This is a genomic window from Streptomyces showdoensis (assembly GCF_039535475.1).
GTDB classification, from domain to species: domain Bacteria; phylum Actinomycetota; class Actinomycetes; order Streptomycetales; family Streptomycetaceae; genus Streptomyces; species Streptomyces showdoensis.
In genome coordinates, this window is record NZ_BAAAXG010000026.1 from 1,356,443 (window position 1) to 1,380,809 (window position 24,367).

Below are 24,367 nucleotides of genomic sequence, written 5' to 3' on the forward strand. Positions count from 1 at the left end.
GCTCAGGACTCCTTGACCGCGATGGTCTCCACCGTGTTGGCCACGTGCTCGAAGGCGTCGGCCGCCTCTTCCAGTACGTCCACGACCTGCTTGAGCTTCAGCACCTCGATGGCGTCGTACTTGCCGTTGAAGAGGTGCGCCAGGAGCTTGCGGTGGATCTGGTCGGCCTGGTTCTCGAGCCGGTTGACCTCGATCCAGTACTCCGTGAGGTTGTCCATGGTCCGCAGGTTCGGCATGGCCTCGGCGGTGAGCTCGGCGGCCCGGGCCAGCACCTCGATCTGCTGCTCGACGCCCTTGGGCAGTTCCTCGATGTTGTAGAGGACGACCAGGTCGACGGCCTCCTCCATGAAGTCCATGATGTCGTCGAGGGAGGACGCGAGGGAGTAGATGTCCTCGCGGTCGAACGGCGTGATGAACGAGGAGTTCAGCTGGTGGAAGATGGCGTGGGTCGCGTCGTCGCCGGCGTGCTCCGCTGCCCGCATCCGTTCCGCGATCTCGGCCCGGGCGGAGGCATCCGCTCCGAGCAGTTCCATCAGGAGCTTGGCGCCCGTGACGATGTTGTCCGCGGACGCGGCGAACATGTCATAGAAGCTCGTCTCCCTGGGGGTCAGACGAAATCGCACGTGGGGTCCTCGGGGTGCTGGGTTTCGGTCAGGCTGATGCTAGGCGCATCATCCGGCCACGGCTAACCGGCGTCCCTTCAGTGTCGCCCATCAGGCACAGTGATCTGCACGGGCCCCCGCCCGGTTCGGCGGGGATCGGTACCATATACCCACGAGGGGTATACACACCCTTTCTGGACAACGGGAGGACGCGATGACGACCACCGAGGCGGACCAGCTCAGCCCCGAGGCCACGGCCGACCCGGCGGCCGACCCCTCGGCCGGCGCCGCCGGCACGGACCACGACCACGGCGTGCACGGCTACCACAAGCAGAAGGACGAGCACCTCAAGCGGCTGCGCCGCATCGAGGGGCAGATCCGCGGGCTGCAGCGCATGGTCGACGAGGACGTGTACTGCATCGACATCCTCACCCAGGTCTCGGCCTCCACGAAGGCCCTCCAGTCCTTCGCGCTCCAGCTCCTGGAGGAGCACCTGCGCCACTGCGTGGCGGACGCGGCGACCAAGGGCGGCGACGAGATCGAGGCGAAGGTCGAGGAGGCCACCAAGGCCATCGCCCGCATGATGCGCACCTGAGCCCCCCGTGCGGGACGCCCCGCGCCGCCCCCGGCGCCGAGCGGCCCGCGCGGGCGGCGGCTCCGGGCGCGGACGGCGCACCCCGTACGGAAGGCACCCCGGTACGGGCGGCGAACCACGTACGGACGGCGCACCCCGTACGGAAGGCACCCCGGTACGGGCGGCGAACCACGTACGGACGGCGCACCCCGTACGGAAGGCACCCCGGTACGGGCGGCAGGCTCCGGCCCGAGGCCGGGCCCGCCTAGGGACGGCCCTGGTGCGGACGCCTCGCGCCGACCCGGAGCACCTCGTCGATGCGGTCGGCGCTCAGCCGCTCCTCGGCGGCGGCCGAGGCCGCGATGATCAGCTCACCGCACAGTTCGATCTCGGCCAGGGCGATGCGCTCGGGGTCGCTGAGCGCGGTCGCGGTGGCGGGCGGCGGAGCCATGCGCATTCACCTCTTCCTGCCGGAGTCGGTCTCCCAGCGTAGGGAGCGCCCTACGGACCGCACATGACACGTCCGGACCATTTGGCGATGGCCACCACGGCCCGAGCCCGGGTGCCCGGACGGGGCCGTTCAGACCTTGATCTTCCCGGCGTAGATGTCCCGGTGGTCCGGCAGCGTGACCGTCACCCGCGCGCCGAACCCGTACAGCAGCGTGGTCGAGGCGACCGCGACCGTGCGTCCCTGGTTGCTGAAGCTGAACTGGTGGCGGACCTTGCGCAGCAGCCCCTCCCCGTCCAGATACGCGTCGAAGGGCACCGTGTCCGTGGTGAACCCTTTCGCCGCGGCGGCGAGCGCCCCGCGGACCTGCGGGGAGGCGTGCCGGGCGGCCTCGCCGATGTCGGCGACGCCCCGGTAGTGGCGGACCTTCACCCCGGCGAGGTCGACCTCGCCCACGTACGCCACCGTGCGGGCGCCGCGCAGCAGCTCGGCGGCGGCGGCGGGGTCGGTGGCGCCGCCGGTGACCAGGTTGCCGTCGTCGAGGGCGGTGGTGTCGACCCGCACCCACTTGTCGGCGGGGACGCCGGCGCCCCGGTTCTTCATGTAGAGCGCGCCGGGCGCGAGCAGCTCCGTGATGGGCCGGTGCTCGCTCTCGCCCGCGGCGTCCTTGGGGAGGATCACCTGGAGCGTGCCGGTGCGGCGGCGGAAGTCGTAGCCGCCCTCGCCGCGGATGGTGACGCGGGTGCCGCCGGAGGCCATCTCCATGGAGGTGCTGGCCCGGGAGGAGCCCGCCCGGGCGAGCGCCTCGGCCGCACCGCGTACGGTCTGCGCCGGGTCGCCGCCCGGCTCGGCGTCGTCCACGGGGGCGGCGCAGCCGCCGACGGCCATCGTCCCCATCAGCGCGGCGGCGACGGTCCACGCGCCGCCCGAGCATCCGTTCCGCACCAGCATCGCCTGCCAACCCCCAACGCCGTACCGTTGTCCGCCCGGGTCCCACCCGTCCGGATAACGACGGTCGGCGCGGCCCGTCACGCGCAGTACGGTGGATGCCGTGCATCAGACGGAGACCACGGAACGCGGCTCGTTCGCGATCGCCCGGTGCAGCTGCGGTTGGACGGGCCCGGCCCGAAGATCACGCGAGCGGGCCCGCGGGGACGCGGCCCAACACCTGGAGTCCGCCCGGTCCTGAGGACACCCCCGCCAGGCCGGGCCCGGCGCGATGGCGAAGCCGGACCCTAGGCGGCGAGGTCCCGTTCGCCCGAGCCGAGCCGGGACTCCGGCATACCGACGGTTTCGGCCACCGCGAGGTGCTCGGCGGCGCGCCGGGAGCGGACCAGCCGGGCGCCGCGCGGGGAGCGGGCGACGGCGGAGACGACCGGGGTGAGCAGGGCGAGCGCGGGCGGCGCGAGGAGCAGGGCGGCGGCGGTGCCGAGCGCGAGGCCGCCGACGACGTCGGTCGGGTAGTGCACGCCCATGTAGACGCGGCAGAAGCCCTCGGTCAGCGCGAGGCCGATGGCGGCCAGGCCGAAGCGGCGGTGGGCGACGAAGATCCCGACGGCGATGGCCATCGCCATGGTGGCGTGGTCGCTGACGAACGAGAAGTCGGTCTTGCCCTGGACCAGGACCTCCAGGCCCTGGTGGTCGTTGAACGGCCGGGGGCGTTCGACGAAGCCGCGGATCGGGATGTTGACCAGGAGCGCGACGCCGGCCGCGAGCGGGGCCCAGATCAGCGCGGCGAGCCCGGCGACCGAGTCGGCGGGGGTGCCGCGCCGGCGCACGCTCCACCAGCAGCCGAGCGCGAGGAGGACGAGGCCGAGCATGATGCCGTACTCGCCCACGAAGCCCATGACGCGGTCGAACCACGGAGGGGCGGCCTTCGCCAGCCCGTTGATGTCGTAGAGCAGGCTGACATCGGGGTTCGAACCGTCCGATGCGAGTCCAGCCATCTGCTGCGGCCCCTTGCTGTGTGTGGTGTCCAACCCCCGTGGTCGGAGTGGTCGGATCGGTGAACGATCCGCCCGAAGGCAGCGTTCCGCTCTCCGCCCAAGATCACGAGGACGTTATCGAAAGGTGACGGGTCGTCGCAGCTCAGGGCCGCGCCCCGACGAAGGGTTCCGGCCAGGCCCCGGGCGCGCCCCCGCTACTGCGGGAGTCCCTTCGGCAGGGCCGCCGCCCCGTCCGCCGTGACCCGGGTGGCCCCGAAGTAGTCCGGCGTGTCGATCCGGTCGAAGCGGATCACGGCCCCGGTGCGCGGGGCGTCGATCATGTAGCCGCCGCCCACGTAGATCCCGACGTGCCTGATGGCACGCGAATTGGTCAGGTCGTCGGAGAAGAAGACCAGGTCTCCCGGCAGCAGCTCGTCGCGGCTGGGGTGCGGCCCGGCGTTGTACTGGTCGTTGGCCACGCGCGGCAGCTCGATCCCGACCTCCAGGTACGCGGCCTGGGTCAGCCCCGAGCAGTCGAACCGGCCATTTTGCGCCGCCGTCCCCGTACCGCCCCACAGATACGGCGTGCCGAGCTTCTGCTGCGCGTAGTAGATCGCCCCGGCCGCCTGCCGCGAGGGGTCGACCCGGCCGACCGGGCGGGCGAAGCTCTTCTCCAGGGAGCGGATGATCCGCACGTAGTTCTGGGTCTCGCTGATCCGCGGCACGCCGCCGGACCTGATGACCCGGTAGGCACCGGCGTTGTACGCGGCGAGCATGTTGTTCGTGGGGTCCCCCGGCACGTCCTTCACGTAGCCGGCCAGCTCGCAGTCGTACGAGGCGGCCGACGGGATCGCGTCCGCCGGGTCCCACACGTCACGGTCGCCGTCCCCGTCGCCGTCGATGCCGTGCCCGGCCCACGTCCCGGGGATGAACTGGGCGATGCCCCGGGCGTTGGCCGGCGAGACGATGGTCGGGTTCCAGCCGCTCTCCTGGTAGAGCTGGGCGGCGAGGAGCGCGGGGTTGATGGCCGGACAGAGGTTGCCCCACTTCTGCACCAGCCCCTGGTACGCGGCGGGCACCGCCCCCTTCGCGAGGGCCACGGTCCCGTTCTTGCCGCCGGCCCCGCCGATGAGCCCCGCGGCGGCGGAGTAGGTCCCGACGACGATCAGGGCGACAAAGCTGAGGCAGACACCGAACACCCCACCGGCCACCAGCCACGCTCCGCGCGCCTTACGCACCGTCAACCACCCCTCGGCTCCTGGCAGTACGCCCCGCCACGCCAGTCTAGGCGCGGCCCTCCCGCTCGTCCCCCACGACGGCTCCGACGCCGCCCCAAAGGTGCCACAACGACAATCATTGCCCGGAGTCACCCTCCGTGATACACAGAGTGACCATACGCGTCTTCGCATACAAACCGGCCGCACCGTCGCAGGTCAAGACGGTCAGATCGGTCAAGTGTGCGGTGATCGGGTAAAGAGAGCCGTCAAGCCGTCACACGCGAGCGGTTTCATCAGCGAAGATAGGTCGACGACCCATGCCGTCCGGCAAGGGCCGACGAACTACCCAACAGGGGCGGTGAGTTACATGTACCTGGCGGCCGAGAAGGGCGACATCACCACCATCATCGGTGGAATCGCCCCGAACTGGGGGCCTTTCGGGAGCCTGGGCGCCGAGGCGAAGGTGATGATCGAGGTCGTGATGGCCGTGGCCATCCTGCTCTGCCTCGGCATCGCCATCTGGGGAGCCGCCAAACAGCGCATCGGGGCGACCGCGCTGCGCGACACCTTCAGCGCGGAGCAGGGCAAGGGCCTGATCGTGGCCGGTCTGACCGGCGTCTTCATCATCGGCTCTCTGGGGACGCTCTTCACCATCGTGTACGGGATGGCCGTCTAACCCGTTTCTCACCACCGAGGTCGCGTTCCCTGATGTCCAGTCACCACGCCGCGCCCACGCGGCCACCAGCAGGGTCTTTGCCGTACCCGCGAACGGCCGAAGGGGCGTACCCGGCATGAGCCTCGGCGACGAACACGACGGCCAGACCCGCACCCGCCTCCCTGAGACCGGCGCACCCCGTCCACCCGCCCGCAGCTCCCGCTCCCTCGTCGCGGTCGTCGGCGTCGTGGTCCTCCTGATCGCCGCCATCGCCCTCGCCAACCGCGGCGACGGCGGCCCCGCCGACACCCCGTCCGGCACCCCCGGCGCCGGCGCCCGCTCCGCCGCCCCCACCGCGGCCACCGGCACCCGCCCGGTCACCGGCCGCAACGGCGACATCCCGGCGGGCTTCGCACGCGACGAACAGGGCGCGCAGAGCGCGGCGGCCAACTACGCCGTGGCGCTGGGCTCGGTGGACATGTTCCAGCGCGGCCCCCGCGAGAGCATCGTCCGGGCCACCCACGACCCGGCCGTCGCGGACGCGCTGGTGAGGAACCTCGATACCTCCTACTCGACCGCGTTCCTGGCCGAGATCGGCCTCGACGCCAACGGCACCGCCCCCAGCGGACTGACCTTCGTCTCCCGGACCGTCCCGGTCGGCACGAAGGTCAAGGACTTCACCGGCGACACCGCCACCGTGGAGGTCTGGTCCACCGGACTCGTGGGACTCGCCGGCGAGGGCTCGACCAAGCCGGTCACATCGACGTGGTTCACCCTCACCGAGAAGCTCCGCTGGGTCGGCGACGACTGGAAGATCGTCGGCTCGGAGCAGGCCGAGGGCCCCACGCCCGTCAACGGCGACAACCGCGCCTCCCTCGCGGACGACATCGCCAAGGCCGTCGAGGGTTACGGAGGCTTCACCTATGCCCGCTGACCGACGCTTCCCGCTGCGCGTGCTGGGCACGGCCGTGGCCGCCGTCCCCGCCACGCTCGTCCTGCTGGCCTCCCGCGCCTACGCGGCCCCGACCCCCACGCCGACCACCACCCCGAGCTCCACGCCCTCGCCGGGGGCCAGCAACAACCCCTGCGCGCTCATCGTGGGGCAGGCGCGGGAGTACTGCGAGAACGGCCAGAAGGCGGGCGGCTCTGGCCCCCGCATCACCGACCCCACCAACAACCCCGATCCCCTCGCGTCCCTCGCCAACGGCTGTGCCAAGGCCGCCGCCTGGGTCGTCGACACCCTCTCGGCCGCCGTCAAGCAGACCGCCGAAGTCGACTTCACCAACATGCAGTTCCTCGGCCGCTACGCCATCGTCTTCGCGGCCGCCACCTTCCTCACCCTGCTCCTCTGGCTGCTCGCCGTCGCCAAGCGCGCCATCCGCGGCGTGCCGCTGACCACCGCGCTCTCCGAGGCGATCGGGTTCCTCTGGCTGACCGTCCTGGCGTCCGCCTTCACCCCGCTCATCCTGTACACCGTCGTCAACGCCACCGACGCCATCACCGAGGTCATCGCCTCCGGCACCGGCCAGCAGACCGACGTCTTCTTCGGCAGCTTCAAGCAGGCCCTGGAGAAGGGCGACAGCATCGGCGGCGGCCCGATCATGCTGATCATCGTCTCCCTCGTGACCGTCCTCGCCGCCGGCGTGCTCTACCTCGAACTCGTCCTGCGCGCCGTGCTGCTCTACGTCGGCGCCCTCCTCGGCGTCGTCGTCTACGCCGGGCTCGTCGACAAGAACATGTGGGGCCACGTCCGCCGCTGGGCCGGCATCATGATCGCGGTGATCCTGGTCAAGCCGGTCATCGTCATCGTCCTCGGACTCGCCGGCGCCCTCTCCTCCGGCACCGGCCCGGACTCCTTCTCCGCCGTGGTGTCCGGCCTCGCGATCATCCTGCTGGCGATCTTCGCCTCCGCCATGATCTACCGCTTCGTCCCCGGCTTCGGCGACGAGATCGTCGCCTCCCGCAACAACCGCCTCCACCGCGCCGGCGAGAACACGGCGGCCGCCGTCATCTCCTCCCCCGCCTCCCTCGTCTCCCAGGGCATCAAGACCCACAGCACCCGAGGCGACGGCGGCCAGGGCGGCGGTCAGGGCGGCGGCGCCCCCCGCCCGGCCAACCCGCTCTCCGGCGGCGTCGCCGCCCACAGCAGCCGCGGCAGCTCCTCGGGCGGCTCCGCCACGCCGCCGCCCCCGCCCCGGAGCGGCAGCCCCACCGCGGGCACCCCGCACACCAGCCGTAGCAGCAACAGCAAGAACTCAGGAGGTGGAGGGCGTTGACGACCCAGTCCCAGCCGGTCTCGCCCCGCCGCACGTATCTGATCGGCCGCGCCCGGCCGAACGCGATCGTCGGCAAGAACCGCGAGACCGGCGAGATCGCGCTGATCATCGCCGGTGCCTTCCTCGGCATGATGAGCGGACTGATCGTCCCCGTCCTGTCCCTGCGCATCGCCCTGCTCACGGGCTTCCCGATGCTCGCGCTGGCCGCGGTCTACGTCCCGTACAAGCACCGCACCTTCTACAAGTGGTTCGAGATCAACCGCAGCTACAAGCGCATGCTCAAGCGCGGCACCGCCTACCGCTCCGGCACCATCGAGGCCGGCACCCGCCTCGACGGCCGCGAGGTCGAGATCGGCCCGCCGCCCGGCATCGGCCGCATCGGCTGGCTCGCCGCCCCCTTCGGCCCGGACGAGATCGCCGTCCTGCTGCACGCCGACCGCCGCACCGTCACCGCCGCCATCGAGATCGAGGGCCCCGGCGTGGGCCTGCGCGACTCGGAGGACCAGGAAGCCCTCGTCGACCGCTTCGGCACCCTGCTCAAGCACGTCGCCAACGGGGACGGCTTCGTCACCCGCCTCCAGATGCTCGCCCGCACCCTCCCCGCCGACCCCGACGCCCACGCCAAGGACGTCGCCCAGCGCGGCGACCACCAGGCCCCCGGCTGGCTCCAGGAGTCGTACGAGCAGCTCCAGTCGATGGTCTCCACCTCCAGCGAGCAGCACCGCGCCTACCTCGTGGCCTGCATGCACTACACCCGCGAACTCGCCGCCGAGGCCAACGCCATGGCCCGCGCCGCCCGGCACGCCTCCGGCGCCCGCAAGCTCGACCGCGACGCCGGACTCGCCGTCGTCATGGCCCGCGAGCTCACCGACATCTGCGCCCGCCTCGCCGAGGCCGACATCCGCGTCCGCCAGCCCCTTGGCCAGTCCCGGCTCGCCTCCCTCGTGCACTCCATGTACGACCCGGACCACCCCATCGACCACATCCAGGCGATGACGAAGCGGAACGCCTGGCCGGCCGAGCTGGACGCCATGGAGGCCACCTACCTCCAGGCCAAGACCCGCGAGTCCGCCACCCGCGCCCCCTGGTGCCACGCCACCGCCTGGGTCAAGGAGTGGCCGATGACCCCCGTGGGCGTCAACTTCCTCGCCCCGCTCCTCGTCCACACCCCCGACGTCATCCGCACGGTCGCCGTCACCATGGACCTGGAGCCCACCGAGGTCGCCATCGAGCGCATGCTCACGGAGAAGACCAACGACGAGGCGGAGGCCTCCCGGCAGGCCAAGATGAACCGCACCGTCGACCCCCGCGACATCGCCGCCCACGGCCGGCTCGACCAGCGGGGTGAAGATCTCGCCAGCGGCGCTGCGGGCGTCAACCTCGTCGGGTACATCACCGTATCGTCGCGCTCGCCCGAGGCCCTGGCCCGGGACAAGCGCACGATCAGGGCCTCCGCCGGCAAGTCGTACCTCAAGCTGGAGTGGTGCGACCGCGAGCACCACCGGGCCTTTGTGAACACCTTGCCGTTCGCGACCGGCATCCGCCGCTAGGGCCGAAGGGGCACAGACCGATGCGAGATCCGCTGTCCGTCCTCACCGAAGCCTTCACCTCCTTCCTCTTCGGCAAGGTCGAGACGACCCGCCTGCCCGTCCGCACCTCCACGGGCCAGGCCCAGGCCGTCTACCTGCCGACCGCGGCCCCCGGCCTCGGCGACTCCGGCGTGATCATCGGCCGCGAGGTCTACAGCGGCAAGGGGTACATCTACGACCCCTTCCAGCTGTACGGCCAGCAGCTGCCGGCCCCCCACTGGCTGGTCCTGGGCGAATCCGGCAACGGCAAGTCCGCCCTGGAGAAGACCTACGTCCTGCGCCAGCTCCGCTTCCGCGACCGCCAGGTCGTGGTGCTGGACGCCCAGGGCGAGGACGGCGTCGGCGAATGGAACCTCATCGCCCAGGAGCTGGGGATAACCCCCATCCGCCTGGACCCGATGGTCGCCAACGACGACGGCATCCGCCTCAACCCCCTCGACCCCTCCATCACCACCACCGGCCAGCTCGCCCTCCTGCGCACCATCATCGAGGTGGCGATGGGCCACGGCCTGGACGAGCGCTCCGGCTTCGCGCTCAAGGTGGCCCACGCCTACGTCAACGAGCACATCACCGACCGCCAGCCGATCCTCACGGACATCGTCGAGCAACTGCGCCACCCCGAGGCGGAATCCGCCGAGGCGATGAACGTCGACATAGACGATGTACGGGCCTGGGGCCTCGACGTCGCCCTCGTCCTCGACCGCCTGGTCGACGGCGACCTGCGCGGCATGTTCGACGGGCCCACGACGGTCGGCATCGACCTGGACGCCCCCCCTCATCGTCTTCGACCTGTCCCACATCGACCGCAACTCCATCGCCATGCCGATCCTCATGGCGATCGTCGGCGTGTGGCTGGAACACACCTGGATCCGCCCCGACCGGAAGAAGCGCATCTTCCTCGTCGAGGAGGCCTGGCACATCATCAACAGCCCCTTCGTGGCCCAGCTGTTCCAGCGCCTCCTGAAGTTCGGCCGCCGCCTCGGCCTGTCCTTCGTGGCCGTCGTCCACCACCTCTCCGACGTGGTGGACGGAGCAGCGGCAAAGGAAGCGGCGGCGATCCTCAAGATGGCCTCCACCCGCACGATCTACGCCCAGAAGGCCGACGAGGCCCGCAACACCGGCCGCGTCCTCGGCCTGCCCCGCTGGGCGGTGGAGATCATCCCGACCCTCACCCCCGGCATCGCGGTCTGGGACGTCAACGGCAACGTCCAGGTGGTCAAACACCTCATCACCGAACGCGAACGCCCCCTGGTCTACACGGACCGCGCGATGACCGAGTCGTCCACCACCGACCCGGAACTCGAATGGGAGACCGAGCAGCGCGCGATCCTCATCGAGCAGCAGATGAACGACCCCCAGTCGACGGTGGCGTAAGACATGCAAAGGGAACGGCACCAGGCCGGCGGCATCCCCGACGGCCTGGTGGTGGGCCTCCTGGCCCTCCTCATCGGCCTGGCCGTCCTCATCTGGACGGCCACCGGCCTCTCCGCCCTGTTCACCCACGGCGGCTGGCCCCCGGGCGTCACCTTCGCCCGCACCCCCCCAGGCCCTCCGCTCCCTCATGACCGCCCCCACCGACCTCCCCGCCGCCTGGCCCGGCACCCCGGCCACCGCCCTCCCGGGCTACGGCCTGTTCTGGGGCCTGGCCATCGGCGAGGCGATGATCCTGGCCGTCCTCACCGTCTTCACCCTCGGCACCCTCGCCCGCTGGAAGGCGGTCCGCGCGAACCGCAGGGCGGGCGGGTACGAGCAGACGACGACGGCGGGAAGGGGTCCGGGGCCGGAGCGGGGGAGGGAGGTGTCCGGACGTGGCGGCGCCCGTAACGAGCGAAGCGAAGTGAAGGTCGCAGTCCGGACACCTCCCTCCCCCGCGGAGGTCCCGGACCCCGCGGACCCCCGTCCCACCCCGGACCCCCGTCCCACCCCGGACCCCCGTCCCACCCCGGACCCTCAGCCTCAGGCGGTCCCGGCGCCCCGTACGGACACCACCACCCCGCGCCTCGTCTACGCCCCCGCCGCCACCCGCCGCCCCACCGCCGCCCAAGCCGTACGCGACGCCGAGGGCGCCGTCCTCGTCGTCACCTCCGACCCCACCCTGTGGACGGAGACCAAGGACGCCCGCGGCAAGCTGGGCCCCGTCCTCGTCTACGACCCCGGCCACCTCTGCGACACCCCGGCCCGCCTCCACTGGAACCCGGCCGAAGGCTGCGAGGACCCGGCCGTGGCAGGGGAGCGGGCGGCCGCGCTGCTCGCCCCCGTCCGCCCCCAGGCCCGCCTGGACGCGGCCCTCGCCGACACCGCGGAAACGCTCCTGCGCGGCTGGCTGCACGCCGCCGCGATCGACGGCCGCCCGTTCAAGCAGGTCCACCGCTGGGCCCAGGGCACCGACGCCCACGACCCGGTCCGGATCCTCCGCACCCACCCCAAGGCGAGCTCCGGCCAGGCCGGCCTCCTGGAATCCGCCCTCACGGCCCACCCCGAACGCCGCCAGGCGGCCCAGGAACTGACGGCCCGTACCCTCTCCGCGCTCTCCTCGATCCACATCAGAGAGGCCTGCACGGCGAATCGAACGGATTCCCTGACGCTCGCATCTTTCGTCGCCGAACAGGGCACCCTCTACGTGGTGGGTGAACCGATCGAGGATCCGCGCACCCACCCGGGCGCGATGCCCTTGCTCACCGCGCTCGTCGCAAGCGTGGTCGAGCACGGCCGCCGCATGGCCGCACGGTCATCCGACGGTCGGCTCGACCCACCACTGAGCCTCGTCCTCGACGACATCGCGGCCGTCGCCCCGCTCCCCCGGCTCCCCGAACTCCTCGCCGACGGAGCCGCACAGGGCCTGCCGACCCTCGCCCTGATGCGCTCACGGGAACAGGCCAGGTCCCGCTGGCCCGACCCCCTCCCCACCGCCACCGCCTAGGGACGCGGGAACGCGTACTCCAACTCGTACGTGCCGTCGTCCCCCGGCATCGCGACCTTCCCGCCCGTCGGCGCGAAGCCGAACCGCCGGTAGAACGCCGCGGCACGCGCGTTCTCCTCGTGGACGTACAGCCGCACCTGGGCGATCGCCGGCTCCGGCAGCGTCCAGGACCACTCCACGGCCGCCCGGAACAGCGCGTCGATCACGCCGGCACCGCGCGCCTCCGGCCGCACGTACACGCCCACGATGTGCGTCTGGTCGACCGTGGCCGCCTCGCCGAACCGCACCTCGCCCGTCGGCCGCTCCACCAGCACGGTCACCGTGCCGACCCAGCGCCCGTCCGGCGTCTCGGCCACGAACTGCCGCACCCCGCCGCCCCCGCTGTCGGACGCGCCCTCCGCGCGCTCCTGCCAGAAGGAGTCGGGCCGCTGGACGGCGTCCTCGTAGGTGTCGAGGAAGGCGATGGAGGCCACCGGGTCCTGGAGGGCGGCCAGCCGGATCTCGCGGCTCGGCTCCCACTCGTCGGCCCGGATCACACGTATAGAAAAGTCCATGCCCGAAATCCTGGCGACCCGGCACCCCACCTGACAAGGGCTTTTGTCAGGCCCCACCCCCACCCAGAGCCCACCCAAAGCCGACCCGCAACCAACCCGCATCCACCCCACAACCGACCCACCCCGTCGTACCCCGGTACTACGCCCGCACCCCCTCCCCCACCCGAGGTCCGACGCCCCGCCCCACCCCCCTCCCTACCGTCGGAAGCATGATCCGAGCGGAAGAACTCACCAAGCGCTACGGCACCCGAACGGTCGTCCAGGACCTCTCCTTCACCGTCCGCCCCGGCACCGTCACCGGCTTCCTCGGCCCCAACGGCGCGGGAAAGTCCACCACCCTGCGCATGCTCCTCGGCCTCGACGCCCCCACCCGCGGCCGCGCCACGATCGCCGGCCGCGCCTACGCCGAGCACCCGGCCCCGCTCACCCGGGCCGGCGCCCTCCTCGAAGCACGCTCCCTGCACCCGGGCCGCTCGGCCCGCCACCACCTCACGGCCCTCGCACTCACCCACGGCATCCCCCGCTCCCGCGTCGCCCACGTCCTGGCCGTCACCGGTCTCACCGAGGTCGCCGACCGCCGGGTGAAGGGCTTCTCCCTCGGCATGGGCCAACGCCTGGGCATCGCCGCCGCCCTCCTCGGCGACCCGGCCGCCGTCATCCTCGACGAGCCGGTCAACGGCCTCGACCCCGAGGGCGTGCGCTGGATCCGCACCCTCCTCACCTCGCTGGCCGCCGAAGGCCGCACGGTCCTGGTCTCCTCGCACCTGATGGGCGAGATGGCACTGACCGCCGACCACCTGATCGTCATCGGCAAGGGCCGGCTCCTCGCCGACACCACCGTCGCCGAACTCGTCCGCCAGGCCGGCGGCTCCACCGTCAAGGTCGTCACGCCCGAGGCCGACCGCCTGCGCGGGCTGCTCCCCGGCGCGACCCGCATCACCGTCGACCCCCTCGACGCCCCCGACACGCTCCACGTCTCGGGCCTGGACGCCCCGGAGATCGGCCGCGCCGCCGCGACCCACGGCGTACCGCTGTACGAACTCACCCCGCAGACCGCCTCCCTGGAGCAGGCGTTCATGGACCTCACCCACGACTCCGTCGAGTACCAGGGAGCCCCGGCATGACCACCCCAACCACCCCCACCACACCCACCACGTACCCTCGCGTCACCCACGCCCGCGTCCTGCACGCCGAATGGCACAAGCTGTGGACGGTCCGCTCCACCTGGGCGACCCTCCTCGCCACGGTCGCCCTGGTCCTCGGCGTCGGCGTCCTGATGGGCGCCACGTACACCTCCGGCGGCGGCGACGCCGACGTCGACACGGTCGTCCTCACCCTGTACGGCTCGCAGCTCGGCGCGGTCTCCCTCGCCGTCCTCGGCATCCTGCTGACGGCGGGCGAGTACGCGACCGGCCTGGCCCGCGCCACGTTCACCGCCGTCCCGCGCCGCCTGCCGGTGCTGTGGGCGAAGGCCGCGGCCTACACGGCGGCCGTCCTCCCGCTCTCCCTCGCCACGGCGCTGCTGACCTTCACCGTGGCCCAGGTCTTCCTCGACGACACCGACCAGGCCGCCTCCCTCACCGACGACGGCGTCCTCACCGCACTCGCGGGCAACGCCGCGGGCGGCACCCTGCTGGGCCTCGTCGCCCTCGGCCTGGGCGCCGCGCTCCGCTCGGTACCGGGCGCGCTGGGCGCCTTCATCGGCGGAGTGCTGGTGCTGCCGCAGGTCCTCGCGACGCTCCCGTACGCGTGGGTGGAGACGGCCGTCCGCCACTTCCCCGTCCAGGCGGCCGGCGCCCTCGGCACGGCCACCCCGGCCCCCGGAGCACCCACGCCCGGCGCCGCACTCCTCACGCTGCTGCTGTGGGCGGCCGCGGCACTCGCCGTCCCCGCGCTGTCGCTGCGGCGCCGCGACGTATGAGGATGGCGCGATGACCACGGACCTGAGCGGCGCCCTGAACGGACTGACCTCCCGGGTACGGGACTTCGACGCGTCCCGCCCCCGGGTGTGGGACGCGGCCCTGGCCCTGTTCTGGACGGGCGCCGCGCTCGTGGACGCGTCGGGCGGCTGGCGCAGCACCGCCGCCGACCCGACCGTCCCGGCCGCGCTGGTGACCGGCACGACCCTGGCGATGACGCTCCCGCTGTACGCGCGCCGCCGCCACCCCGCGGCCGTCCTCGCCGTACTGGCCTGCGCGGCCGTGGTCAGCGCCGCCTCGGGGGCCTTCCTCCAGGCCGCCTACCTCCAGGCGATCCCGCTCTTCCACCTCGCCCGCACCCGCCCGCCCCGCGCCCTGCTGTCCCCGGCCGCGCTCCTCGTGGCCCCCCTGGCCGTGGGCGCCGTCCGCTTCCCCCAGGACTCCTGGGGCAGCCGTCTCCTCCCCGCCCTCCTCACGTACGCCCTCGCCGTCCTCCTCGGCGTCACCGTCCGCTCCCGCGAGGAGCGGCGCGACCGTGAGGTCCGTCTGGCGGCGGCGTCCGAACGGGCCCGCATCGCCCGGGAGATGCACGACATCATCGGCCACAGCCTGTCGGTCATCACGGGCCTGGCCGACGGCGGCCGGTACGCGGCGGCCAAGAGCCCCGAACGCGCCGCCCAGGCCCTGGACGCCATCGGCATCACGAGCCGCGAGGCCCTGGCCGACCTCCGCCGCCTCCTCGGGGTGCTGCGGGAGGACGGCGGACCGACCGGGGTACGGGACCCCCAGCCGACCCTGGCGGATCTGGAACCCCTGATCGCCGGCGTACGCGGCGCGGGCCTCCCGGTCCGCGCCGAGCTGCCCCCGGTGGACCACGCGCTGTCCCCCGGAGCGCAGTTGACGGTCTATCGGGTGGTGCAGGAAGCCCTCACGAACACGCTGAAGCACGCGGGCCCGGGCGCGGAGGCGACGGTGGAGCTCACGTACACCCGGGACGCCCTGGTCGCCACGGTCACGGACACGGGCAAGGACACGGGCAAGGGCACGGGCAAGGGCACGGGGACGGCCCCGGCCTCGGGCAGGGCCTCGGGCAGGCGGACCGGCACGGCCGGTCAGGGCCTGGCCGGAATGCGCGAGCGCGCGGCGCTCTACGACGGCACACTCGAATGCGGCCAGCCGCCGACCGGCGGCTGGCGCGTTCGGCTCCGACTTCCCCGGGAGGACTCCCCCTCGTGACGACCGTTCTCATCGCGGACGACCAGGCGATGCAGCGCTTCGGCTTCCGCATGCTGCTGGAGAGCCAGGACGACATGACCGTGGTCGGCGAGGCCGCGAACGGCACCGAGGCCGTCCGTCTCGTCGACCGGCACCGTCCGGACGTGGTCCTGATGGACGTCCGGATGCCGGGCCTGGACGGCATCGAGGCCACCCGCCGGATCGTCGCCACCGGCGCCCGCACCCGGGTCCTGATCGTCACCACCTTCGACCAGGACGCGTACGCGTACGACGGCCTGCGCGCCGGTGCGAGCGGCTTCCTGGTGAAGGACGCCCAGCCGGAGGAACTCCTCGCCGGCGTCCGCGCGGTGGCGAGCGGCGACGCTGTGGTGGCTCCGTCCCTGACCCGCCGTCTCCTGGACGCGTACGTGCACCACCTGCCGGCGTCGGCCACGGCACGGCAGCCCCGGGAGCAGGACCCTCGTCTGTCGGCCCTGACCGACCGGGAACGCGAGATCCTCACGGTCATCGGCCAGGGCTGGACCAACACGGAGATCGCCACCCGGCTGCACCTGGCCGAGTCCACGGTGAAGACCCACGTGACCCGGATCCTGTCGAAGACGGGCTCCCGCGACCGGGTCCAGGCCGTCATCCTGGCCTACGACACGGGCCTGGTACAGCCGGCCTGAGCGGCTCGAATCCGGCCTCTGAACGGCCCCTGAACGCAGAAAAGCCCCGCACCATAAGGTGCGGGGCTTTCCCACAATGATTGTTCGGCGGCGTCCTACTCTCCCACAGGGTCCCCCCTGCAGTACCATCGGCGCTGAAAGGCTTAGCTTCCGGGTTCGGAATGTAACCGGGCGTTTCCCTAACGCTATGACCACCGAAACACTATGAAGTTGAACTCAAGCCGCACCCCCCACAGGAGGGGCGAGTTCGTTACTTCAGAACTAACACAGTGGACGCGAGCAACTGAGGACAAGCCCTCGGCCTATTAGTACCGGTCAGCTCCACCCATTACTGGGCTTCCACATCCGGCCTATCAACCCAGTCGTCTACTGGGAGCCTTACCCTCTCAAGGAGGTGGGAATACTCATCTCGAAGCAGGCTTCCCGCTTAGATGCTTTCAGCGGTTATCCCTCCCGAACGTAGCCAACCAGCCATGCCCTTGGCAGGACAACTGGCACACCAGAGGTTCGTCCGTCCCGGTCCTCTCGTACTAGGGACAGCCCTTCTCAATATTCCTACGCGCACAGCGGATAGGGACCGAACTGTCTCACGACGTTCTAAACCCAGCTCGCGTACCGCTTTAATGGGCGAACAGCCCAACCCTTGGGACCGACTCCAGCCCCAGGATGCGACGAGCCGACATCGAGGTGCCAAACCATCCCGTCGATATGGACTCTTGGGGAAGATCAGCCTGTTATCCCCGGGGTACCTTTTATCCGTTGAGCGACGGCGCTTCCACAAGCCACCGCCGGATCACTAGTCCCGACTTTCGTCCCTGCTCGACCCGTCGGTCTCACAGTCAAGCTCCCTTGTGCACTTACACTCAACACCTGATTGCCAACCAGGCTGAGGGAACCTTTGGGCGCCTCCGTTACCCTTTGGGAGGCAACCGCCCCAGTTAAACTACCCATCAGACACTGTCCCTGATCCGGATCACGGACCGAGGTTAGACATCCAGCACGACCAGAGTGGTATTTCAACGGCGACTCCACCATGACTGGCGTCACGGCTTCAAAGTCTCCCACCTATCCTACACAAGCCGAACCGAACACCAATATCAAACTGTAGTAAAGGTCCCGGGGTCTTTCCGTCCTGCTGCGCGAAACGAGCATCTTTACTCGTAGTGCAATTTCACCGGGCCTATGGTTGAGACAGTCGAGAAGTCGTTACGCCATTCGTGCAGGTCGGAACTTACCCGACAAGGAATTTCGCTACCTTAGGATGGTTATAGTTACCACCGCCGTTTACTGGCGCTTAAGTTCTCAGCTTCGCCCTGTCGAAACAGAGCTAACCGGTCCCCTTAACGTTCCAGCACCGGGCAGGCGTCAGTCCGTATACATCGCCTTACGGCTTCGCACGGACCTGTGTTTTTAGTAAACAGTCGCTTCTCGCTGGTCTCTGCGGCCACCCCCAGCTCACGGAGTAAATCCGATCACCAGTGATGGCCCCCCTTCTCCCGAAGTTACGGGGGCATTTTGCCGAGTTCCTTAACCATAGTTCACCCGAACGCCTCGGTATTCTCTACCTGACCACCTGAGTCGGTTTAGGGTACGGGCCGCCATGAAACTCGCTAGAGGCTTTTCTCGACAGCATAGGATCATCCACTTCACCACAATCGGCTCGGCATCAGGTCTCAGCCTTAATGTGTGACGGATTTGCCTATCACACGGCCTACACCCTTACCCCGGGACAACCACCGCCCGGGCTGGACTACCTTCCTGCGTCACCCCATCGCTTACCTACTACCACCTTGGGTCAGCGGCTCCACCACTCCCCTTTGCCCGAAGGCTCCGGGGCGGCTTCACGGCCTTAGCATTAATGGGCTCGATATTGGGCGTTTCAAAGCGGGTACCGGAATATCAACCGGTTGTCCATCGACTACGCCTGTCGGCCTCGCCTTAGGTCCCGACTTACCCTGGGCAGATCAGCTTGACCCAGGAACCCTTAGTCAATCGGCGCACACGTTTCTCACGTGTGTATCGCTACTCATGCCTGCATTCTCACTCGTGAACCGTCCACAACTCGCTTCCGCGGCTGCTTCACCCGGCACACGACGCTCCCCTACCCATCACAGCACCCGTTGGGGCTTATTGCTGCAATGACACGACTTCGGCGGTACGCTTGAGCCCCGCTACATTGTCGGCGCGGAATCACTTGACCAGTGAGCTATTACGCACTCTTTCAAGGGTGGCTGCTTCTAAGCCAACCTCCTGGTTGTCTCTGCGACTCCACATCCTTTCCCACTTAGCGTACGCTTAGGGGCCTTAGTCGATGCTCTGGGCTGTTTCCCTCTCGACCATGGAGCTTATCCCCCACAGTCTCACTGCCGTGCTCTCACTTACCGGCATTCGGAGTTTGGCTAAGGTCAGTAACCCGGTAGGGCCCATCGCCTATCCAGTGCTCTACCTCCGGCAAGAAACACACGACGCTGCACCTAAATGCATTTCGGGGAGAACCAGCTATCACGGAGTTTGATTGGCCTTTCACCCCTAACCACAGGTCATCCCCCAGGTTTTCAACCCTGGTGGGTTCGGTCCTCCACGAAGTCTTACCTCCGCTTCAACCTGCCCATGGCTAGATCACTCCGCTTCGGGTCTTGAGCGTGCTACTGAATCGCCCTATTCGGACTCGCTTTCGCTACGGCTTCCCCACACGGGTTAACCTCGCAACACACCGCAAACTCGCAGGCTCATTCTTCAAAAGGCACGCAGTCACGAGATGCAAGCAAGCTTGCATCCGACGCTCCCACGGCTTGTAGGCACACGGTTTCAGGTACTATTTCACTCCGCTCCCGCGGTACTTTTCACCATTCCCTCACGGTACTATCCGCTATCGGTCACCAGGGAATATTTAGGCTTAGCGGGTGGTCCCGCCAGATTCACACGGGATTTCTCGGGCCCCGTGCTACTTGGGTGTCTCTTAAACGAGCCGCATGAATTTCAGCTACGGGGGTCTTACCCTCTACGCCGGACCTTTCGCATGTCCTTCGCCTATCCATACGGTTTCTGACTCGTCTCACAGCCGGCAGACTGTGAAAAAGAGATCCCACAACCCCGCATGCGCAACCCCTGCCGGGTCTCACACGCATACGGTTTGGCCTCATCCGGTTTCGCTCGCCACTACTCCCGGAATCACGGTTGTTTTCTCTTCCTGAGGGTACTGAGATGTTTCACTTCCCCTCGTTCCCTCCACATGCCCTATGTGTTCAGGCATGGGTGACAGCCCATGACGACTGCCGGGTTTCCCCATTCGGAAACCCCCGGATCAAAGCCTGGTTGACGGCTCCCCGGGGACTATCGTGGCCTCCCACGTCCTTCATCGGTTCCTGGTGCCAAGGCATCCACCGTGCGCCCTTAAAAACTTGGCCACAGATGCTCGCGTCCACTGTGTAGTTCTCAAGCAACGACCAGCCACCCATCACCCTGACCCATACGGATCAAGTTCACTGGGGCCGGCATCGCGAAGGCAGACCTTTCGGCCGTACCCTCAGATACCCAACAACGTGCCAAGCGTGAGCACCATCCGTGTTCCCCGTTCCACGCCGAAGCAGTACTAGGAGACCTTCAGGTCACTCACGCCAACTAATCAACGTTCCACCCATGAGCTGACCGTGCAGAACGTTTGCCTGCAATCGGTACTGTGCTCCTTAGAAAGGAGGTGATCCAGCCGCACCTTCCGGTACGGCTACCTTGTTACGACTTCGTCCCAATCGCCAGTCCCACCTTCGACAGCTCCCTCCCACAAGGGGTTGGGCCACCGGCTTCGGGTGTTACCGACTTTCGTGACGTGACGGGCGGTGTGTACAAGGCCCGGGAACGTATTCACCGCAGCAATGCTGATCTGCGATTACTAGCAACTCCGACTTCATGGGGTCGAGTTGCAGACCCCAATCCGAACTGAGACCGGCTTTTTGAGATTCGCTCCGCCTCGCGGCATCGCAGCTCTTTGTACCGGCCATTGTAGCACGTGTGCAGCCCAAGACATAAGGGGCATGATGACTTGACGTCGTCCCCACCTTCCTCCGAGTTGACCCCGGCGGTCTCCTGTGAGTCCCCATCACCCCGAAGGGCATGCTGGCAACACAGGACAAGGGTTGCGCTCGTTGCGGGACTTAACCCAACATCTCACGACACGAGCTGACGACAGCCATGCACCACCTGTATACCGACCACAAGGGGGGCACTATCTCTAATGCTTTCCGGTATATGTCAAGCCTTGGTAAGGTTCTTCGCGTTGCGTCGAATTAAGCCACATGCTCCGCTGCTTGTGCGGGCCCCCGTCAATTCCTTTGAGTTTTAGCCTTGCGGCCGTACTCCCCAGGCGGGGAACTTAATGCGTTAGCTGCGGCACCGACGACGTGGAATGTCGCCAACACCTAGTTCCCAACGTTTACGGCGTGGACTACCAGGGTATCTAATCCTGTTCGCTCCCCACGCTTTCGCTCCTCAGCGTCAGTAATGGCCCAGAGATCCGCCTTCGCCACCGGTGTTCCTCCTGATATCTGCGCATTTCACCGCTACACCAGGAATTCCGATCTCCCCTACCACACTCTAGCCTGCCCGTATCGGATGCAGACCCGGGGTTAAGCCCCGGGCTTTCACACCCGACGTGACAAGCCGCCTACGAGCTCTTTACGCCCAATAATTCCGGACAACGCTTGCGCCCTACGTATTACCGCGGCTGCTGGCACGTAGTTAGCCGGCGCTTCTTCTGCAGGTACCGTCACTTTCGCTTCTTCCCTGCTGAAAGAGGTTTACAACCCGAAGGCCGTCATCCCTCACGCGGCGTCGCTGCATCAGGCTTTCGCCCATTGTGCAATATTCCCCACTGCTGCCTCCCGTAGGAGTCTGGGCCGTGTCTCAGTCCCAGTGTGGCCGGTCGCCCTCTCAGGCCGGCTACCCGTCGTCGCCTTGGTGAGCCGTTACCTCACCAACAAGCTGATAGGCCGCGGGCTCATCCTTCACCGCCGGAGCTTTCCACCCGCCGAGATGCCTCGGCAGGTCGTATCCGGTATTAGACCCCGTTTCCAGGGCTTGTCCCAGAGTGAAGGGCAGATTGCCCACGTGTTACTCACCCGTTCGCCACTAATCCACCCCGAAGGGCTTCATCGTTCGACTTGCATGTGTTAAGCACGCCGCCAGCGTTCGTCCTGAGCCAGGATCAAACTCTCCGTGAATGTTTGCCGGTAATCCGGCTAGACACTCGCGTTGAGCGGGACAGACAAGCCGGAATAGGGCCTGCTGTCCACAGCGTCCTCGCTGTGTGCCACCCCGGAGGGTGGACTTTTTCAAAGGAACCTCGACCATCCGAAGATGGACGGGGTATCAACTAATCTGGCGTTGATTTTTGGCACGCTGTTGAGTTCTCAAGGTGCGGACGCTTCCTTTGTACTTACCCTCTCGGGCTTTCCTCCGGGCGCTTCCTTCGTTCTTGCGTTTCCGACTCTATCAGATCCTTTCGGCGTCTGATTCCCAGTCGGCGGGATTTGTCTTTCCGGCTGTTGGGCCGTTCCGACGTCTCAAACTCTAGCGGATTTTCCCGGCGACTCATAATCGAGTCTTTCGAAATGAATTTCGGCATGCCGAAATTCGTCCCGGTTGGGAGATCGCGCGGAGTTGAGGTTGCCGCGTGAGCGGCGGGATGGCTGTTCCGGAACCGTTCCGGCTCCGTGACAACTCGGAGAACACTACGCGTCCCCCAGGGGGGTGTCAACCCCCGCTTCGCGGCCCCTGTCGCGCCCTCGGTCGGGGCCTCAGTCCAGGTCCGTCAGCCGCCCGCCGGCGTCCGGCTGGGTGAGCTCCACGCGGCGGAGCAGGCGGATCAGCATCTCGCCCAGGGCGCCCCGCTCCTCGGTCGACAGGTCCTGGAGGAGCTCCTCCTCGAAGTCCGTCGCCATGCGCATGGCCTCCAGCCACTTCTGGCGACCCTCGTCGGTCAGCTCGACGATCACGCGCACCCGGTTGTTCTCGTCCCGGTCGCGGGTGACCAGGCCCTCGCCCGCCATGCGGTCGATGCGGTGGGTCATCGCGGCCGGGGTGAGGCCGAGGCGCTTGGCGAGCTCGCCGGGGCCGAGCCGGTAGGGGGCGCCGGAGAGCACGAGGGTCTTGAGGACCTCCCACTCCGCGTTGCTGATGCCGAGGTCGGCGACCTGGCGGCCGTACGCCACGTTCATCCGGCGGTTCAGCCGGCCCAGGGCGGAGACGACCTTCTCGACCTGGGGGTCGAGGTCGCGGAACTCGCGCTGGTAGGCGGCGATCTGCTCGTCGAGGGTCGGCTCCTGCGGTGGCTGCGGGCCGGACTGCTCGGGGGTGTCGGACATGCGGCGAGTATCCCACGCGGGTCGTTGGCGTTGAAGTCCTTCTATGTGTATTGTTAAGGATCTAATTTTAGTGTTGAAGTCTTCAGGGTTCAGAGCTACAGGCCTGAACCCGCGACCGAAGTGGGTGAGTGTGACCAAGGCGATGGGCGCCGCGATGCGCCGGATTCAGGCAGGTAGCGCGCTGAGCGCGTTCGGACTCGGCTTCACCGTGCCGTACCTCTATGTGTACGTCGCTCAGGTGCGGGATCTGGGCGCGACCACGGCGGGCGTCGTGCTGGCCGTCTTCGCCATGGCCGCGCTCGTAGTCCTCCCCTTCAGCGGTCGCGCCATCGACCGGCGCGGGCCGGTGCCCGTGCTGCTCGTGGCCTCCGGCCTCGCCGCGGTCGGCGCGCTCGGGATGGGCCTCGCGTCCTCCGTGCCGGCGGCCGTGGGCGCCGCCGCGCTGCTCGGTGCCGGTACGGCCGTGATGCAGCCGGCGCTGGCGACGATGATCGTCTGGTGCTCGACGCCGGAGACCCGTACGCGCTCCTTCGCCATGCAGTTCTTCCTGCAGAACCTGGGTCTGGGCGTCGGCGGCCTCATCGGCGGCCAGCTGGTCGACGTGAGCCGGCCGGACAGCTTCCTGCTGCTGTTCTCGATCGAGTCCGTGATGTTCCTGGTCCTCGGCGCCATCGCGCTGACCGTCCGGATGCCCGGTTCGCCCGCGCTCCAGGGCGCGCGGCCGGCCGCGGAGAAGGGCGGCGGGGTCCGGGCGCTGCTCCAGCACAAGGCCATGGTGCAGCTGTGCGTGCTGGGCTTCGTGCTCTTCTTCGCCTGCTACGGACAGTTCGAGTCGGGTCTCGCGGCCTACGGCACCGAGGCCGCCGGCATCGCGCCGTCGACGCTGGGCATCGCCCTGGCCGCCAACACGGCCGTCATCGTGGCCGCCCAGTTCCTGGTGCTGAAGTTCGTCGAGCGCCGCAAGCGGACCCGGGTCATCGCGGCGGTCGGTCTGATCTGGACCGTGGCGTGGCTGATCGCCGGGTACGCGGGCCTGGGCCACGGCAGCCAGGCGATGGCGACGGCGGCGTTCATCTCCACGTACGCCCTGTTCGGTCTCGGCGAGGCGATGCTGTCGCCGACCGTGGCGCCGCTGGTGGCCGATCTGGCGCCGGAGTCGATGGTCGGTACGTACAACTCGGCCTTCGCCCTGGTGAAGCAGCTCGCGCTGGCGGTCGGTCCGGCCGTGGGCGGGCCCATGGGGGCCGCGCTGCACGGGCCGTACATCGTGACCTTCGTGCTGTTCTCGCTCGGGATCACGTTCCTCGCGGTCCGGCTCGGCAAGCAGCTCACGCCGGTGCAGAACCAGCCGTCGCTGGCTGCGAAGCCCTCGCGGGTGGTGGCTCAGCACCAGCCCGCGAAGGAGACCGCGTCCGCCTGACCCCC

General features: G+C 68.8%; 18 protein-coding genes, 3 rRNA genes and 1 pseudogene. 12 read left to right on the forward strand and 10 right to left on the reverse strand.

The annotated features are described in order from the left end of the window. Positions 1 to 2: 2 nt before the first annotated feature. On the reverse strand, positions 3 to 623 hold the full coding sequence (locus ABD981_RS18955) for a DUF47 domain-containing protein (protein ID WP_046908551.1): 621 nt from the start codon (positions 621 to 623) through the stop codon (positions 3 to 5). A 193-nt stretch (positions 624 to 816) separates the two neighbouring features. Between ABD981_RS18955 and ABD981_RS18960 the strand changes: the two genes are divergently transcribed. Next, entirely contained in the window at positions 817 to 1,197 is a 381-nt protein-coding gene (locus ABD981_RS18960; RefSeq protein ID WP_046908550.1) for a metal-sensitive transcriptional regulator, read from the forward strand. A 244-nt stretch (positions 1,198 to 1,441) separates the two neighbouring features. On the opposite strand, the gene ABD981_RS18965 is transcribed toward ABD981_RS18960, so the two are convergent. The 4 genes from ABD981_RS18965 to ABD981_RS18980 all read right to left on the reverse strand — a co-directional run bounded on the left by ABD981_RS18965 (position 1,442) and on the right by ABD981_RS18980 (position 4,787). After that, the gene (locus ABD981_RS18965) at positions 1,442 to 1,627 is read right to left on the reverse strand and encodes a hypothetical protein (protein WP_382747305.1); all 186 of its coding nucleotides are present in this window, start codon (positions 1,625 to 1,627) and stop codon (positions 1,442 to 1,444) included. 129 nt (positions 1,628 to 1,756) lie between these two features. Next, positions 1,757 to 2,575: an SCO4651 family lipoprotein gene (locus ABD981_RS18970; RefSeq protein WP_046908548.1), complete on the reverse strand. Its 819-nt coding sequence runs from the start codon at positions 2,573 to 2,575 to the stop codon at positions 1,757 to 1,759. 284 nt (positions 2,576 to 2,859) lie between these two features. Next, positions 2,860 to 3,570 carry a phosphatase PAP2 family protein gene (locus tag ABD981_RS18975; RefSeq protein WP_046908547.1) on the reverse strand — a complete coding sequence of 237 codons (711 nt, stop codon included), beginning with the start codon at positions 3,568 to 3,570 and terminating at the stop codon, positions 2,860 to 2,862. 194 nt (positions 3,571 to 3,764) lie between these two features. Further along, a complete protein-coding gene (locus ABD981_RS18980; protein WP_382747318.1) occupies positions 3,765 to 4,787 on the reverse strand; it encodes a C40 family peptidase in 1,023 nt (340 codons plus the stop codon). A 346-nt stretch (positions 4,788 to 5,133) separates the two neighbouring features. Here ABD981_RS18980 and ABD981_RS18985 point away from each other — a divergent pair, with 346 nt between their 5' ends. The 6 genes and pseudogenes from ABD981_RS18985 to ABD981_RS19010 all read left to right on the forward strand — a co-directional run bounded on the left by ABD981_RS18985 (position 5,134) and on the right by ABD981_RS19010 (position 12,206). Continuing rightward, positions 5,134 to 5,442: a hypothetical protein gene (locus tag ABD981_RS18985; RefSeq protein ID WP_046908545.1), complete on the forward strand. Its 309-nt coding sequence runs from the start codon at positions 5,134 to 5,136 to the stop codon at positions 5,440 to 5,442. Between the two features lie 115 nt (positions 5,443 to 5,557). Next, positions 5,558 to 6,355, forward strand: a complete 798-nt coding sequence (locus tag ABD981_RS18990) for a hypothetical protein (RefSeq protein WP_046908544.1) — start codon at positions 5,558 to 5,560, stop codon at positions 6,353 to 6,355. Beyond that, on the forward strand, positions 6,345 to 7,697 hold the full coding sequence (locus tag ABD981_RS18995; RefSeq protein WP_046908543.1) for a membrane protein: 1,353 nt from the start codon (positions 6,345 to 6,347) through the stop codon (positions 7,695 to 7,697). Before ABD981_RS18990 ends, ABD981_RS18995 begins: the two co-directional genes overlap by 11 nt. Further along, positions 7,694 to 9,247: an SCO6880 family protein gene (locus ABD981_RS19000; RefSeq protein WP_046908542.1), complete on the forward strand. Its 1,554-nt coding sequence runs from the start codon at positions 7,694 to 7,696 to the stop codon at positions 9,245 to 9,247. Before ABD981_RS18995 ends, ABD981_RS19000 begins: the two co-directional genes overlap by 4 nt. A 20-nt stretch (positions 9,248 to 9,267) precedes the next feature. After that, positions 9,268 to 10,660 (forward strand): annotated as a pseudogene (locus ABD981_RS19005) (ATP-binding protein). A 187-nt stretch (positions 10,661 to 10,847) separates the two neighbouring features. Further along, the gene (locus ABD981_RS19010) at positions 10,848 to 12,206 is read left to right on the forward strand and encodes a P-loop NTPase family protein (RefSeq protein ID WP_425586419.1); all 1,359 of its coding nucleotides are present in this window, start codon (positions 10,848 to 10,850) and stop codon (positions 12,204 to 12,206) included. Here the strand turns inward: ABD981_RS19010 and ABD981_RS19015 are convergent. Further along, positions 12,203 to 12,760 carry a GNAT family N-acetyltransferase gene (locus ABD981_RS19015; protein WP_046912524.1) on the reverse strand — a complete coding sequence of 186 codons (558 nt, stop codon included), beginning with the start codon at positions 12,758 to 12,760 and terminating at the stop codon, positions 12,203 to 12,205. The two genes, ABD981_RS19010 and ABD981_RS19015, sit on opposite strands and share 4 nt — an antisense overlap. Positions 12,761 to 12,969: 209 nt before the next feature. On the opposite strand from ABD981_RS19015, the gene ABD981_RS19020 reads away from it, so the two are divergent. Genes ABD981_RS19020 through ABD981_RS19035 form a run of 4 tightly spaced genes read left to right on the forward strand, consistent with a single transcriptional unit; the run spans position 12,970 to position 16,583 of the window. Beyond that, complete coding sequence (locus ABD981_RS19020) at positions 12,970 to 13,884, forward strand: ATP-binding cassette domain-containing protein (protein WP_345529921.1); 915 nt, start codon at positions 12,970 to 12,972, stop codon at positions 13,882 to 13,884. Next, positions 13,881 to 14,681, forward strand: coding sequence for an ABC transporter permease (locus tag ABD981_RS19025; RefSeq protein WP_345529923.1), 801 nt, complete (start codon positions 13,881 to 13,883; stop codon positions 14,679 to 14,681). The genes ABD981_RS19020 and ABD981_RS19025 overlap by 4 nt, the downstream gene beginning before the upstream one ends. Positions 14,682 to 14,691: 10 nt before the next feature. Next, the gene (locus tag ABD981_RS19030; RefSeq protein WP_345529925.1) at positions 14,692 to 15,915 is read left to right on the forward strand and encodes a sensor histidine kinase; all 1,224 of its coding nucleotides are present in this window, start codon (positions 14,692 to 14,694) and stop codon (positions 15,913 to 15,915) included. Beyond that, a complete protein-coding gene (locus ABD981_RS19035; protein ID WP_345529927.1) occupies positions 15,912 to 16,583 on the forward strand; it encodes a response regulator in 672 nt (223 codons plus the stop codon). Before ABD981_RS19030 ends, ABD981_RS19035 begins: the two co-directional genes overlap by 4 nt. A gap of 82 nt (positions 16,584 to 16,665) precedes the next feature. On the opposite strand, the gene rrf is transcribed toward ABD981_RS19035, so the two are convergent. From rrf to ABD981_RS19055, 4 genes are all read right to left on the reverse strand, one after another. Next, positions 16,666 to 16,782 (reverse strand): 5S ribosomal RNA (rrf, locus tag ABD981_RS19040). A gap of 86 nt (positions 16,783 to 16,868) precedes the next feature. Then, positions 16,869 to 19,990 (reverse strand): 23S ribosomal RNA (locus ABD981_RS19045). A 283-nt stretch (positions 19,991 to 20,273) separates the two neighbouring features. Continuing rightward, a 16S ribosomal RNA gene (locus ABD981_RS19050) occupies positions 20,274 to 21,799 on the reverse strand. Together the 16S, 23S and 5S rRNA genes form the textbook arrangement of a ribosomal RNA operon. Before the next feature lie 576 nt (positions 21,800 to 22,375). Then, positions 22,376 to 22,942: a MarR family winged helix-turn-helix transcriptional regulator gene (locus tag ABD981_RS19055; protein WP_046909083.1), complete on the reverse strand. Its 567-nt coding sequence runs from the start codon at positions 22,940 to 22,942 to the stop codon at positions 22,376 to 22,378. Between the two features lie 142 nt (positions 22,943 to 23,084). Between ABD981_RS19055 and ABD981_RS19060 the strand changes: the two genes are divergently transcribed. Next, the gene (locus ABD981_RS19060; protein WP_205628213.1) at positions 23,085 to 24,362 is read left to right on the forward strand and encodes an MFS transporter; all 1,278 of its coding nucleotides are present in this window, start codon (positions 23,085 to 23,087) and stop codon (positions 24,360 to 24,362) included. The last annotated feature ends 5 nt before the right edge of the window (positions 24,363 to 24,367 follow it).